Source organism: Cronobacter sp. JZ38 (genome assembly GCF_008932145.1).
Taxonomy (GTDB): Bacteria; Pseudomonadota; Gammaproteobacteria; order Enterobacterales; family Enterobacteriaceae; genus Cronobacter; species Cronobacter muytjensii.
In genome coordinates this window covers 2,553,048-2,565,454 of record NZ_CP017662.1, presented here as the reverse complement: position 1 = coordinate 2,565,454, position 12,407 = coordinate 2,553,048, and the positions used below count along the sequence as shown (strand labels likewise).

The 12,407-nt window shown below is 59.0% G+C and carries 12 protein-coding genes; 6 read left to right on the top strand and 6 right to left on the bottom strand.

Features of this window, described 5'->3' with window-relative positions:
• Positions 1–90: 90 nt before the first annotated feature.
• From BJP61_RS12265 to BJP61_RS12245, 5 genes are all read right to left on the bottom strand, one after another.
• On the bottom strand, positions 91–420 hold the full coding sequence (locus BJP61_RS12265; RefSeq protein ID WP_075192071.1) for an SMR family transporter: 330 nt from the start codon (positions 418–420) through the stop codon (positions 91–93).
• A 3-nt stretch (positions 421–423) separates the two neighbouring features.
• On the bottom strand, positions 424–993 hold the full coding sequence (locus BJP61_RS12260; protein ID WP_171998455.1) for a TetR/AcrR family transcriptional regulator: 570 nt from the start codon (positions 991–993) through the stop codon (positions 424–426).
• Between the two features lie 148 nt (positions 994–1,141).
• On the bottom strand, positions 1,142–1,279 hold the full coding sequence (locus tag BJP61_RS12255; RefSeq protein ID WP_071603685.1) for a DUF2474 domain-containing protein: 138 nt from the start codon (positions 1,277–1,279) through the stop codon (positions 1,142–1,144).
• Entirely contained in the window at positions 1,279–2,289 is a 1,011-nt protein-coding gene (gene cydB, locus BJP61_RS12250; protein WP_038863098.1) for a cytochrome d ubiquinol oxidase subunit II, read from the bottom strand. The genes BJP61_RS12255 and cydB overlap by 1 nt, the downstream gene beginning before the upstream one ends.
• Positions 2,289–3,698 (bottom strand): cytochrome ubiquinol oxidase subunit I, encoded by a 1,410-nt coding sequence (locus BJP61_RS12245; protein ID WP_038863096.1) that lies wholly within the window; start codon positions 3,696–3,698, stop codon positions 2,289–2,291. Before BJP61_RS12245 ends, cydB begins: the two co-directional genes overlap by 1 nt.
• 197 nt (positions 3,699–3,895) lie before the next feature.
• Between BJP61_RS12245 and BJP61_RS12240 the strand changes: the two genes are divergently transcribed.
• The 6 genes from BJP61_RS12240 to patD all read left to right on the top strand — a co-directional run bounded on the left by BJP61_RS12240 (position 3,896) and on the right by patD (position 11,061).
• Positions 3,896–5,338: a PLP-dependent aminotransferase family protein gene (locus tag BJP61_RS12240; RefSeq protein WP_038863095.1), complete on the top strand. Its 1,443-nt coding sequence runs from the start codon at positions 3,896–3,898 to the stop codon at positions 5,336–5,338.
• Positions 5,339–5,707: 369 nt separating this feature from the next.
• Complete coding sequence (gene ydcS / locus BJP61_RS12235) at positions 5,708–6,853, top strand: putative ABC transporter substrate-binding protein YdcS (protein WP_038863094.1); 1,146 nt, start codon at positions 5,708–5,710, stop codon at positions 6,851–6,853.
• A gap of 13 nt (positions 6,854–6,866) precedes the next feature.
• Positions 6,867–7,877, top strand: coding sequence for an ABC transporter ATP-binding protein (locus tag BJP61_RS12230; RefSeq protein WP_171998454.1), 1,011 nt, complete (start codon positions 6,867–6,869; stop codon positions 7,875–7,877).
• 1 nt (position 7,878) lies between these two features.
• Positions 7,879–8,823 carry an ABC transporter permease gene (locus BJP61_RS12225; protein ID WP_171998453.1) on the top strand — a complete coding sequence of 315 codons (945 nt, stop codon included), beginning with the start codon at positions 7,879–7,881 and terminating at the stop codon, positions 8,821–8,823.
• A complete protein-coding gene (locus BJP61_RS12220) occupies positions 8,813–9,619 on the top strand; it encodes an ABC transporter permease (protein ID WP_171998452.1) in 807 nt (268 codons plus the stop codon). The genes BJP61_RS12225 and BJP61_RS12220 overlap by 11 nt, the downstream gene beginning before the upstream one ends.
• Positions 9,620–9,636: 17 nt before the next feature.
• A complete protein-coding gene (gene patD / locus BJP61_RS12215) occupies positions 9,637–11,061 on the top strand; it encodes an aminobutyraldehyde dehydrogenase (RefSeq protein ID WP_171998451.1) in 1,425 nt (474 codons plus the stop codon).
• Positions 11,062–11,092: 31 nt separating this feature from the next.
• Here patD and BJP61_RS12210 read toward each other — a convergent pair whose 3' ends face one another.
• Complete coding sequence (locus tag BJP61_RS12210; RefSeq protein WP_171998450.1) at positions 11,093–12,379, bottom strand: site-specific integrase; 1,287 nt, start codon at positions 12,377–12,379, stop codon at positions 11,093–11,095.
• Positions 12,380–12,407 lie beyond the last annotated feature (28 nt).

Sequence of the window (12,407 nt, the reverse complement as noted above, 5' to 3'; positions counted from 1 at the left end):
CCTTAGGGTGACGCGGAGATAAAAGCGGCGATAACAGGCGGGCATTCATAAGAAAAGGCAATCGCCGGGCAGGGGCCACCCGGCGATGATTCAGTGCGCGACCGCGCGGGAGAAAAGGTTAATCACGATAACGCCTGCGATGATAAGCCCCATACCGAGCATAGCGGGGAGATCAAGCTTCTGGCCGAGGAAGATCCAGCCCACGATGCCTATCAGCACAATGCCGACGCCCGACCAGATGGCGTAGATAATGCCGGTCGGGATCGTGCGCATGGTGACGCTCAGGCACCAGAAGGCGATGCCGTAGCAGAGGGCCGTCACCAGCGTCGGCACCAGGCGGCTGAAGCCTTCCGACAGTTTCAGAAACGTGGTGCCAATCACTTCACAAACAATCGCTACTGAGAGCAGTACCCAGGTCATACATTACTCCGTCATGGCTAATAGTGTCTCAATTAACGCCGCCCGTTCGCCAGGCGGCACCGTGTGATTGCCGCACAGCGCGGCGAACCAGAGCCCGTCCGCCGTCATCCGGCAGAGCAGCCGACGCCGCGCTACCTCCGGCGACGCCTTTTCATCGTCATCACGGGGCAGGGCGTCGTTTAAAAATCGTCCCCAGTTTTGCTGCAGCGCCGGGTCGGCAAAAATGGCCGTCATCAGCGCGCGGTTCACCGCCTGTTCGCGGTCCGGCATCGCTCTGACGCAGGAATGAATATAGGCGCGGGTGGCGCGCCCGTTGGGGTTCGGATCTTTCGCCATCAGCGCATGGATTTCCTCCAGCAGCGCCGTCTGGAGATGCGTCACCACGCCATCCACCAGCGCCTGGCGCGTCGGGAAATGGTGCTGTAACCCGCCTTTGCTTACGCCTGCGCGGCGGATCACTTTCTCCTGCGTCAGGCCCGCGAGGCCCTGTTCGGCGATGAGCTGCGCGGCGCAGTCGAGCAGCGTCTGGCGCAGGGTTTCCGGTGATTTTGAACGATGATGTGCCTGAGTCATAGTAAACAATCCGTCTGGATGGATTGTTTGAGAATACCGATATAAAAAAAACGCCGCAATGCCTGGCCGCGAAAAAAGACATTGGTTGAGGCTGCGTTGAGAAAACAGGAAAAAACAGGGCCAGCGCGAAGGCTGGCCCGACATGAGATTATGGCGTTTTCAGCCCGGCCGCGCTCATCAGCAGACGCAGCACCATACTGACCGCGCCGAGCGCCAGCACGCTGGCGGACCAGATAACCACCAGCCACAGCAGCTTTTTCCAGCGCGGCGAATCGTGATGTTCCATCAGTGATAACCCTCCCCATGCTGAACTTTTCCGCGGAACACATAGTAGCTCCAGAAGGTGTACACCAGGATTATCGGGATAATCAGCAGCGCGCCTACCAGCATAAAGCCCTGGCTTGCGGGCGGCGCGGCGGCTTCCCACAGCGTGATATCAGGCGGAATAATATGCGGCCAGATGCTGATGCCAAGCCCGCTGAAGCCTAAGAAAATCAGCCCCAGCGTCAGCACAAACGGCAGCGTATGGCTCGCCGGGTTCGCAAGCTGTCGCCACAGCCAGAGGCTGAAAAGCCCCACCAGCACCGGCACCGGCAGCAGGAACCAGAGATTCGGCAGCGTAAACCAGCGCTCGGCAACCGCCTGATGCGCAAGCGGCGTCCAGGCGCTGATAATGGCGATAACCACGAGCAGCGCCAGCAGCAGCGAGCGCGCCAGGCGACGCATATTCTGGTGCAGCTGGTTTTCGCTCTTCATCACAATCCAGCTCGCGCCGAGCAGCGCATAAGCGACCACCAGACCCACGCCGCAGAAGAGGTTAAACGGCGTCAGCCAGTCGAGCGCCGAGCCGCTGAAGGTGCGGCCCGTCACCTTAAAGCCGTTAATCACCGCGCCGACCACGATACCCTGGCAGAAGGTGGCGAGAATCGACCCGCTCAGAAACGCTTTATCCCAGAACGGACGGTGCGCGGGTGTCGCCTTGAAGCGGAACTCAAACGCCACGCCGCGGAAAATCAGCCCGATCAGCATTAAGGTCAGCGGAATGGTCAGCGCGTCGATTATCACGGCATAGGCCAGCGGAAACGCGCCGAACAGCCCGGCGCCGCCCAGCACCAGCCAGGTTTCGTTGCCGTCCCAGACGGGCGCCACGCTGTTGACCATCACATCACGGTCATGGCCGTCGCGCACAAACGGGAACAGAATGCCGATGCCAAGATCAAAGCCATCCATCACGATATACATCAGCGTGGCGAAGACGATTATCACAAACCAGATGATGGAGAGATCGATACCCATTACGCTTTCTCCTCTGCGCTATCCAGAGATTCGCCCGCCGCTGAAAGCGGACGCGCTGGCCTGCCGTCGGTGCTGGAAGGAATATCGTCCAGCGGCTGCGGCCCTTTTTTAATCAGTCGCACCATATAGCTGTAGCCGACGCCGAACACCGAGGTATACACCACGATAAAGGCGATAAGGCTCAGGCTCATCTGCAAATCGCCGTGTCCGGAGACCGCGTCGCGCGTGCGTTGCAGGCCATACACCACCCACGGCTGGCGGCCCACTTCGGTCGTTACCCAGCCTGCGAGGATGGCAATCAGCCCGGCCGGGCCCATCCACAGCGCGAAATGGTGGAACGGGCGCGAGGTATAGAGGCGGTTTTTGTAGCGCAGCCAGACGCTCACCACGCCCAGCAGGATCATTAAGAGCCCCATCGCCACCATAATGCGGAATGACCAGAAGACGATGGTGGAGTTCGGGCGTTCGTCTTTCGGGAACTCTTTCAACGCCGGCACCTGTTTATCCAGGCTGTGCGTCAGAATAATGCTGCCGAGCTTCGGCACTTCCAGCGCATATTTGGTGCGCTCTTCGTCCATATCCGGGATGCCGAACAGCGTCAGCGGCGTCGCCTCGCCTGGCGGGTTCTCCCAGTGCCCTTCGATCGCAGCAATTTTCGCGGGTTGGTGTTTAAGCGTATTCAGCCCGTGCATATCGCCAATCATCGCCTGCACGGGGGCGACAATCAGCGCCATCCACAGCGCCATTGAGAACATCCGGCGAATGGCGGGGGTATCGTTGCCGCGCAGCAGATGCCAGGCGGCGGATGCACCGACAAAAAAGGCGCTGCTCAAAAACGCGGCTATCGACATATGCAGCAGGCGGTACGGGAAGGAGGGGTTAAAAATCACCGCCACCCAGTCTACGGGCACCACCTGGCCATTGTGGATCTCAAAGCCCTGCGGCGTGTGCATCCAGCTATTGGAGGCGAGGATCCAGAAGGTTGAGATCAGCGTGCCGAGCGCCACCATGCAGGTGGAGAAAAAGTGCAGGCCGGGGCCGACTTTATTCCAGCCAAACAGCATCACGCCGAGAAAACCCGCTTCCAGGAAGAAGGCGGTCAGCACTTCATACGTGAGCAGGGGGCCGGTAATACTCCCGGCGAACTGGGAAAAGCCGCTCCAGTTGGTGCCAAACTGATACGCCATCACCAGGCCGGAGACCACGCCCATGCCGAAGTTAACTGCGAAAATTTTCGACCAGAAATGGTACAGCGAGCGCCAGACCGGATTTTTTGTTTTCAGCCACAGCCCTTCCAGCACCGCGAGGTAACTGGCGAGACCGATAGTAATGGCGGGGAAAATAATGTGGAAAGAGACAGTAAAAGCAAACTGAATCCTTGCCAGATGAAACGCATCTAAACCAAACATGCAAACCTCATGACATAAAGTTGTCCGCGACAATGGTAATCAGGGGCAGCACGAACGTGCAGAAACAGAAAGACGTTATTTGACTATAACAGTTAAATAAAAAGTTGCGATTTTGCTTGCCTGATCTAACCAGACGGCACGATGATACCCGTCAGTTGTTAACTCCCTGTGAATGCGGCCGGATGCCGCGAGGTGCGATGAAAAAATACGAGCGGCTGGCCCAGCAGATAACCGATCAGATTGCGCTTGGGGTATGGCACCCTGGCGACCGGCTGCCCTCCCTGCGCGAGCAGGTGGCGAACAGCGGCATGAGTTTTATGACCGTCAGCCACGCATACCAGACGCTGGAAAGCCAGGGCGTCATCGTGGCGCGTCCGCAGTCGGGCTATTACGTGGCGCCGAAACCGTTAGCGCGCCCGCCGCGCGCGCTTGAGCAGGTGACGCGCGATGAGCAGGTCGACATCAACACCTATATTTTCGACGTCCTGCAGGCGAGTACTGACGCTGCGGTGGTGCCGTTCGGCTCCGCGTTTCCCGACCCGCGCCTCTTTCCGCTGGCGCAGCTCAACCGATCGCTGTCGAGCGTCAGCCGCTCGGCCAACGCCATGAGCGTGATTGAAAACCTGCCGCCCGGCAACGAGGCGCTGCGCCACGCGATTGCCCGTCGCTACGCGATGCAGGGCATGAATGTCTCGCCGGATGAAATCGTCATCACCGCAGGGGCGCTTGAGGCATTAAACCTGAGCCTGCAAGCCGTGACCGAGCCGGGCGACTGGGTGATTGTCGAAAACCCCTGTTTTTACGGCGCGCTCCAGGCGCTGGAACGCCTGCGGCTTAAAGCGCTGTCGGTCGCCACCGACGCGCAGCAGGGAATCGATCTTGATGCGCTGGAAAAGGCGCTCCAGGAGTACCCGGTGAAAGCCTGCTGGCTGATGAGCAACGCGCAGAACCCGCTCGGCTTTACCCTGAGCGCGGAGAAAAAGCAGCAGCTGATGGCGCTGCTGGCGCGCCATCAGGTGGTGTTGATTGAAGATGACGTCTACAGCGAGCTCTATTACGGCCGCGAAAAGCCGCTGCCGGTAAAAGCCTGGGACAGCCAGGGCCTCACGCTGCACTGCTCGTCGTTTTCCAAATGCCTGGTGGCCGGATTTCGCATCGGCTGGGTGGCGGCGGGGCGGCACGCGCGGCGCATCCAGCAGTTGCAACTGATGAGCACGCTCTCCACCAGCTCGCCGATGCAGATGGCGCTGGTGGATTACCTCGCCACCCGGCGCTACGACACGCATCTGCGGCGGCTGCGGCGCATTCTCGCCGAGCGCAAGCAGGCGGCGTGGCAGTCGCTGCGCAGACACTTTCCGGCGGCGGTGAAAATTCACCGCAGCGAGAGCGGCTATTTTCTGTGGGTTGAACTGCCCGCGCCGCTCGACGCAGGCAAACTGCATGAGCGCGCGCTGGCGCACCAGATAAGCATCGCGCCGGGGAGGATGTTTACCACCGGCACGCTGTGGCATAACTATTTTCGCTTTAACGCCTCCTGGGCGTGGGGCGAGCGTGAAGAGCAGGCGGTGAAAACCTTAGGCGCGCTTATCCGCGAGGCACTGAAAGACACGCCGCACGTTGCCGAATCCCGCGCGGAATAATCCGCGCAATTATTTGCCGTTTATATTCTCAAATAAAGAACAGGTTATTGCCGTAATAAAAATCCCTCCGGGAATAAGGCTTATTCCAGAGGGATTATTTCTGTTAATAGTGATTTGCCCGACGCATAGGAAATCATAATATTTAACGGAAAACGCTTCACTTCGCTAAGCGCCTGTCTACACTGTAAAAAACCACTCCCGTGTTTATACGGCTTTAGCGCCAGAACAATAAAGAGTGCGCGGTTTGTCACAACCTGAATAAATTCCACAAGCGCGCGCAGGCGCGTTTATCAGCGCCTGTATATGGTTATTTTGGGAGATATTTTTACGGCACGGCGGCCGACTATCATTCAGACAGGAGTAACGACAATGACCCATTCTTTCGTGCTTAGCGCGGCCGCCGCGCTGTGCCTGACGGTAAGCGTCGCCAGCGCCGCCGAACCGCCATCTCAACTCGGCCAGGGGGAAGGCCGCCTCGATATCATCGCCTGGCCAGGCTACATCGAACGCGGCCAGACGGATAAAGCCTACGACTGGGTGACCGAATTTGAAAAATCCTCCGGCTGCACAGTGAACGTGAAAACCGCCGCCACGTCGGATGAAATGGTCAGCCTGATGGCGAAAGGCGGCTATGACCTGGTCACCGCCTCCGGCGACGCCTCGCTGCGTCTTATCATGGGCAAACGCGTGCAGCCGATTAACACCGCGCTTATCCCTAACTGGAAAAACATCGACCCGCGCCTGGTGAACGGCGAATGGTTTAACCTGAACGGCAAGGTCTACGGCACGCCTTACCAGTGGGGGCCGAACCTGCTGATGTACAACACCAAAGCCTTCCCGACGCCGCCGGACAGCTGGGCGGTATTATTTATAAAACAGCCGCTCGCGGACGGTAAATCCAACCAGGGCCGCGTGCAGGCCTACGACGGGCCGATTTATATCGCCGATGCGGCGCTCTATGTCAAAGCCACGCAGCCGGAGCTTGGCATCACCGATCCTTACCAGCTTACCGAGGCGCAGTATGGCGCGGTGCTGAAAGTGCTGCGCGATCAGCATCAGCTGATCCACCGCTACTGGCACGACACCACGGTGCAGATGAGCGATTTCAAAAACGAGGGCGTGGTGGCCGCCAGCGCCTGGCCGTACCAGGCGAATGCGCTGAAAAACGAAGGTCAGCCCATCGCCACTGTCTTTCCGAAAGAGGGCGTGACCGGCTGGGCCGATACCACCATGCTTCATGCCGACGCGAAACACCCCAACTGCGCCTACAAATGGATGGACTGGTCGCTGACGCCGAAAGTGCAGGGCGATGTCGCCGCCTGGTTTGGCTCGCTCCCGGCGGTGCCGGAAGGCTGTAAGGCCAGCACACTGCTTGGCGAAAAGGGCTGCGACACCAACGGTTTCACCTTCTTCGACAAAATCGCCTTCTGGAAAACGCCGGTCGCGCAGGGCGGGAAATATGTACCGTACAGCCGCTGGACGCAGGATTACATCGCCATTATGGGCGGTCGCTAAACGCGGGGGACGTATGGCTTATGCAGTGGAGTTTCAGCAGGTCTCCCGCCACTATGGCGACGTGCGGGCGGTCGATAACGTCAGCATGACCATCGAAGACGGGGAGTTTTTCTCCATGCTGGGGCCGTCCGGCTCCGGCAAAACGACCTGTCTGCGCATGATTGCGGGCTTTGAGCAGTTAAGCCTGGGCGCGATCCGCCTGTTTGGTCGCGAGGCCAGCCTGCTGCCGCCGTGGTCGCGCGACGTCAACACCGTGTTTCAGGATTACGCGCTGTTTCCGCATATGTCGGTGCTGGAGAATGTCGCCTACGGGCTGATGGTCAAAGGCGTCGATAAAAAAACGCGGCTTACCCGCGCCCGCGAGGCGCTGGAGAGGGTCGCGCTCGGCTTTACCCATGTACGCAAACCATCGCAGCTCTCCGGCGGGCAGCGTCAGCGCGTCGCCATCGCCCGCGCACTGGTTAACGAGCCGCGCGTGCTGCTGCTGGACGAACCGCTCGGCGCGCTCGATCTCAAACTGCGCGAGCAGATGCAGGTCGAATTAAAAAACCTGCAACGCTCGCTCGGCATTACGTTTGTGTTTGTCACCCACGATCAGAGCGAAGCGCTGTCGATGTCTGACCGGGTGGCGGTGTTCAACCACGGGCGCATCGAGCAGATCGACGCGCCGCGCGAGCTTTACATGCGCCCGCGCACGCCGTTTGTCGCCGGTTTTGTCGGTACCGCTAATGTACTGAGCGACGCCCTGACGCAGCAGCTCGGCGGCGCGGCGGGCACCTTTTCACTGCGCCCGGAGCATATCCGGCTTAACGAACCCGGTGAAATCCAGGTGCGCGGCACGGTGCAGGCGGTGCAGTTCCAGGGCGCGGCCACGCGCTTTGAGCTGGCGCTTGAGAGCGGCGAAAAGCTGCTGGTAAGCCAGGCTAATCCGTCGCCCGCGCCCGATGCGCCGCCGCTTTGCGCAGGTCAGCCGGTGACGGCGTCCTGGGCGCGCGCCGCGATGATCCGGCTGAGCGAGGGGTGAGATGGATATGACACTCCCTGCCACCGCGCGTTCCGGCGGCCTGCTGCGACGCGGCGCGACGCTCCTCTGGCGGCGTCCGACGCTCTGGCTGTTTCTGCTGTTGCTGCCGCCGCTAATGTGGTTCGGCATCGTCTATCTCGGCTCGCTCCTGACGCTCTTATGGCAGGGTTTTTACACCTTCGACGATTTTACGATGTCGGTGACGCCGGATCTGACGCTGGCCAATCTGCGCGCGCTGTTTAATCCTGCCAATTACGACATTATTTTGCGCACCCTGGTGATGGCGATTGCTGTTTCTCTCGCCTGCGCCATTCTGGCATTCCCGATGGCCTGGTATATGGCGCGCTACACGCGCGGCACGCTGAAGGCGTTTTTCTATATCGCCGTAATGCTGCCGATGTGGGCGAGCTATATCGTAAAGGCGTATGCGTGGACGCTGCTGCTGGCGCGCGACGGCGTGGCGCAATGGTTCCTGCAACATCTGGGGCTTGAAGGGGCGCTCAGCGCGCTGCTGACGGTGCCGGGCATCGGCGGCAACACGCTCTCCACCTCCGGGTTCGGGCGGTTCCTGGTGTTCGTTTATATCTGGCTGCCGTTTATGATCCTGCCGGTGCAGGCGGCGCTTGAGCGCCTGCCGCCGTCGCTGTTGCAGGCCTCTGCCGATCTCGGCGCGACGCCCGCGCAGACTTTCCGCCACGTGGTGCTGCCGCTGGCGGTGCCGGGCATTGCGGCAGGCTCAATTTTCACCTTCTCGTTAACGCTCGGCGATTTTATCGTGCCGCAGCTCATCGGCCCGCCGGGCTTTTTCATCGGCAACATGGTCTATTCTCAGCAAGGGGCTATCGGCAATATGCCGATGGCGGCGGCGTTTACGCTGGTGCCGATTGTCCTGATTGCCGTTTATCTGGCGTTTGTAAAGCGCCTGGGAGCGTTCGATGCACTCTGACCGCGCGCCGTGGCCCCTTAAAATTGCCGCGTGGGGCGGGGTGATTTTCCTGCACTTTCCGCTGGCGATTATCGCGCTCTACGCCTTTAACACCGAAGAGTCGGCCTTCAGCTTTCCGCCGAAGGGCCTGACGCTGCGCTGGTTTGAGATTGCAGCACAGCGCGCCGATATTCTCGATGCCGTGTCGTTGTCACTTAAAGTGGCGCTGCTTGCGACGCTGCTGGCGCTTGTGCTCGGCACGCTTGCCGCCGCCGCGCTCTGGCGACGGGAGTTTTTTGGTAAAAACGCGGTCTCGCTGCTGTTGCTGCTGCCCATCGCGCTGCCGGGCATTATCACTGGTATCGCGCTCCTGACGGCCTTTAGGCAGTTCGATATTGAGCCGGGCTTTCTCACGATGGTGGTCGGACACGCCACGTTTTGTGTGGTGGTCGTCTTTAATAACGTCATCGCCCGGCTGCGGCGCACCGCCTGGAGCCAGATTGAGGCGTCAATGGATCTCGGCGCGGACGGCTGGCAGACCTTTCGCTACATCATTATGCCGAACCTCGGCACCGCGCTGCTGGCGGGCGGCATGCTCGCCTTCGCGCTCTCGTTTGATGAAATTATTGTCACCACGTTTACCGCAGGCCACGAGCGCACCCTGCCGCTGTGGCTGCTGAACCAGCTCGGCCGCCCGCGCGACGTGCCGGTGACCAACGTGGTGGCGCTGTGCGTCATGATCCTTACCATGATCCCTATCCTTGGGGCGTGGTGGCTGACGCGCGATGATGAAACTGTCGCCGGTAGCGGCAAATAACCTCAAAGGAATACGCTATGCAGAGTCAATTACTGATTAACGGCGCGCTGGTGGAAGGCAAGGGCGAGCGCCTGCCGGTCTATAACCCCGCCACCGGCGAGGTGCTGATTGAGATTGCCGAAGCCAGCGCGGAGCAGGTGGATGAGGCGGTTACCGCCGCCGACGCGGCCTTTGAACACTGGCGTCTCACCACGCCCAAAGAACGCGCCGAAGCGCTGCTTAAGCTCGCGGACGTCATTGAGCAGAACGCGCAGACCTTCGCGCAGCTTGAATCTCAAAACTGCGGCAAGCCGCTGCACTGCGTGGCGGGTGATGAAATCCCGGCGGTGGCGGATGTGTTTCGTTTCTTCGCCGGGGCCGCGCGTTGCTTAAACGGACTCGCCGCGGGTGAATATCTGGCGGATCACACTTCCATGATCCGCCGCGACCCGGTAGGCGTCGTGGCGTCCATCGCGCCCTGGAACTACCCGCTGATGATGGCGGCCTGGAAGCTCGCGCCCGCGCTGGCGGCAGGCAACTGCGTGGTGTTAAAGCCCTCGGAAATCACCCCGCTCACCGCGTTTAAGCTCGCGGAACTGGCCAAAGATATCTTCCCGGCAGGCGTGCTGAATGTACTGTTTGGCCGCGGCCAGACGGTCGGCGACCCGCTGACCAGCCATGAAAAGGTGCGTATGGTGTCGCTCACTGGCTCCATCGCCACCGGCGAGCATATCATCCGCCGCACTGCGTCATCGATTAAGCGCACCCATATGGAGCTTGGCGGTAAAGCGCCGGTGCTGGTCTTTGACGACGCCGATCTCGACGCGGTGGTGGAAGGCATCCGTACGTTCGGTTTCTATAACGCGGGCCAGGACTGCACGGCAGCGTGCCGCATCTACGCGCAAAAAGGGATTTATGACCAGCTGGTGGAAAAACTCGGCGCGGCGGTCGGCAGCCTGAAAACGGGCGCGCCGGAAGATGAAAGCACCGAGCTTGGGCCGCTCAGCTCCGAGGCGCATCTTAACCGCGTGATCCAGGCGGTGGAGGCCGCGAAAGCGCAGGCGCATATCCGCGTGGTGACGGGCGGCGAAAAAGTCGACGGGCCGGGCTATTATTTCCAGCCAACGGTGCTGGCGGGCGCGAAGCAGGAGGACGCGATTGTGCAGCGCGAAGTCTTCGGCCCGGTCGTCAGCGTCACGCCGTTTGAAGATGAAGCCCAGGCGCTGGAGTATGCCAACGACTCGCAATATGGCCTCGCGTCCTCCGTCTGGACGCGCGATGTCGGCCGCGCGCACCGCCTCAGCGCCCGCCTGCAATATGGCTGCACCTGGGTCAACACGCATTTTATGCTGGTCAGCGAAATGCCCCACGGCGGCCAGAAACTCTCCGGCTACGGCAAAGATATGTCGATGTACGGGCTTGAGGATTACACCGTGGTGCGGCATGTCATGATAAAACACTAGGAGGTGGTGAAGTGGTTGATTTGCTAAAGGATTACATGTCAGCCACTTTACCCTGGGGCATCAGTGGGGCATTAAAGCCAAAGTTTTGGTTCAGTATGGCTACCTGGTCTCCGTTTTTATCGGACATCCACTTTGCATAGACGTTGAAAACCATCTGTGCATTTGTGTGCCCCATCTGATTTGCAATGAAGCTCGGATTCACTCCGGCACTTAGAGCCCAGCATGCAAATGTATGCCTGGATTCGTATGCTTTCCTATGCCTGATTCCGGCTCGCTTTAGCAGATGGTTCCATGAGGCTGCAATCGAGCCTGGAATGTAGCATATGCTTTTGGTTGGATACCGTCCGGAAACTGATGGATTGAAAACAAATGTGCACTGGTCAGTCCTGGTTTTACCGTACTCCCTGAGGTGGACAGTAACGTCATGCTGTTTTTGCATTCTCGTATACTGCATCTGGTCCTTTATGGCCTCTATGGCTGCGCTGGTCAGAATGATGGTGCGGATTCCACTTTCAGTTTTTGGCGGTGTGAAGTGATCTGAAATAGCCAGATTGCGCTGCACCTTAATTGTCCAGTCTGTGGTATCAATATCTTCCCATGCCAGTGCGCATATCTCCCCATGCCTCATGCCCGTACTAACGGCCAGTATCCATAGATTTCTTATCTGCGGGTGATTAGCCATTGCCAGCATCCTTACGAACTCATCCTTGCTTAGCGGATCTGGCTCAGACCTGGACTTTCTGAGAGGCTTCACATCTGAAATTACTTTCCCGCCGGTATATCCATTTTTCTCTGCAAACTTAAGCATCTCCAGCATAACCGCCATGTATCCGTTAACGGTTCGTACTGTTCGGCCCTTTTTGTGTGATCGCTCCAGCGTTTTCCCTATAAGCTGGTAACCGGTCAAAAGCTCATGACGCAAAGAAAGCAGGTTCTCATGAGTAAGAGAAGAAACAGGCATCGTCTCATCCAGAATTCTAAGGCACATCTTTACGTAAGACGTGTATCTCATGTGGGTGTTCTTAGCCAAAACGGTTTCTTTTAGCGAAAGCCATTTATTGGCTAACTCCTCAATCGTCACCTTAGCTTTTGTGTCCTCATGCTGCGTAACCCGCGGCGAGTTAGGGAACTGCGATGCGTAATCAAAATTACCAGTCCTGATTGCATAGCAAACCGCCGTCCTTAACTCGCCAGCGGCTTTCCTGTTTTTCGGTGTATCAGGGACGCCGAGGTTTTCCCTTACCCTTGCGCCCTTATAGATGAACCATATCCGCAGTGTTCCGCCGTGATTCTCCACTCCTGTTGGATACTTCGTCATAACGATTCCTCGTCAGTTAATGGGGAAA

Coding starts and splice junctions, on each gene's coding strand:
- BJP61_RS12265 (WP_075192071.1), bottom strand. CDS start 420: ATGACCTGGGTACTGCTCTCAGTAGCGATTGTTTGTGAAGTGATTGGC.
- BJP61_RS12260 (WP_171998455.1), bottom strand. CDS start 993: ATGACTCAGGCACATCATCGTTCAAAATCACCGGAAACCCTGCGCCAG.
- BJP61_RS12255 (WP_071603685.1), bottom strand. CDS start 1,279: ATGGAACATCACGATTCGCCGCGCTGGAAAAAGCTGCTGTGGCTGGTG.
- cydB (WP_038863098.1), bottom strand. CDS start 2,289: ATGGGTATCGATCTCTCCATCATCTGGTTTGTGATAATCGTCTTCGCC.
- BJP61_RS12245 (WP_038863096.1), bottom strand. CDS start 3,698: ATGTTTGGTTTAGATGCGTTTCATCTGGCAAGGATTCAGTTTGCTTTT.
- BJP61_RS12240 (WP_038863095.1), top strand. CDS start 3,896: ATGAAAAAATACGAGCGGCTGGCCCAGCAGATAACCGATCAGATTGCG.
- ydcS (WP_038863094.1), top strand. CDS start 5,708: ATGACCCATTCTTTCGTGCTTAGCGCGGCCGCCGCGCTGTGCCTGACG.
- BJP61_RS12230 (WP_171998454.1), top strand. CDS start 6,867: ATGGCTTATGCAGTGGAGTTTCAGCAGGTCTCCCGCCACTATGGCGAC.
- BJP61_RS12225 (WP_171998453.1), top strand. CDS start 7,879: ATGGATATGACACTCCCTGCCACCGCGCGTTCCGGCGGCCTGCTGCGA.
- BJP61_RS12220 (WP_171998452.1), top strand. CDS start 8,813: ATGCACTCTGACCGCGCGCCGTGGCCCCTTAAAATTGCCGCGTGGGGC.
- patD (WP_171998451.1), top strand. CDS start 9,637: ATGCAGAGTCAATTACTGATTAACGGCGCGCTGGTGGAAGGCAAGGGC.
- BJP61_RS12210 (WP_171998450.1), bottom strand. CDS start 12,379: ATGACGAAGTATCCAACAGGAGTGGAGAATCACGGCGGAACACTGCGG.